Source organism: Streptomyces sp. NTH33, assembly GCF_003236365.1.
GTDB lineage: Bacteria > Actinomycetota > Actinomycetes > Streptomycetales > Streptomycetaceae > Streptomyces.
The window spans coordinates 1-818 of record NZ_POTZ01001012.1; the positions used below are offsets into that span (position 1 = coordinate 1).

At 71.8% G+C, this 818-nt stretch carries 2 protein-coding genes; both read right to left on the reverse strand.

Annotation, left to right across the window (positions count from 1 at the left end; all coding sequences use genetic code 11):
• Window positions 1–208, reverse strand: a 208-nt coding sequence (locus C1I97_RS38160) for a DUF7800 domain-containing protein (RefSeq protein WP_441349205.1), incomplete at its 3' end; no start/stop codon positions are given.
• Window positions 209–275: 67 nt separating this feature from the next.
• Window positions 276–818: HNH endonuclease family protein (locus tag C1I97_RS38165; RefSeq protein ID WP_111007391.1), on the reverse strand; the 543-nt coding region annotated here is incomplete at its 5' end.

Sequence of the window (818 nt, forward strand, 5' to 3'; positions counted from 1 at the left end):
GTGTACGGGACGGGGACGTGCCGGGGGTCAGGCCGGTGACCGGGACGAGGGCGTAGTGGTGGCCCTCGATCTGGAAGGTGCGGGCGGTTCCGCCGGCGCCGTCCGCGCAGCGCACCTCGGCCGTGCACGGGCGGCTCGTCTCGGCCCAGACGGTCGCGGACGTGCCGTCGGCGTACCTCAGCAGTGGTCCCAGGCGCAGTCCGGCCATCGCGGTCCCTTCCTCCGTCGCCCCGTACGGTACGGAACGACGGAGGCCGGCGGGGAGATCCCGGGGGTCAGCAGTTGGCGAGGTAGCCCTGCAGGGCGCTCTTCTCGGCCGAGTCGACCGACAGGTTGTAGTAGTACTTCACCTGCACCCACGCGCGTACGTACGTGCAGACGTACGCCGACCGGGACGGGACCCAGGTGGCGGGGTCCTGGTCGCCCTTGGACTGGTTGACGCGGTCGGTGACGGCGAGGAGCTGCGGGCGGGTGAGGTCGTTGGCGAAGGCCTGGCGCTGGGCGGTGGTCCACTTGCCGGCCCCGGAGTCCCAGGCCTCGGCCAGCGGCACGAGGTGGTCGATGTCGACGTCGGAGGCGGCGGTCCAGGTGGCGCCGTCGTAGGGGGAGTACCAGGAGCCGCTGGTGGCGGCGCAGGAGGAGTTGGTGACGACGTTGGTGCCGTCCCTCTTCAGGACGGTCTCGCGGGTGTTGCAGGTGCCGCTGATGGTGATCCAGTGCGGGAAGAGGTCGCGGTTGTAGCCGGTGCGGTTCTCGGCGGCCACGGTGAGGGAGACGAGGTAGCTGCGCGCGGTGGCCGCGCTGACGGGGGTGGGGAG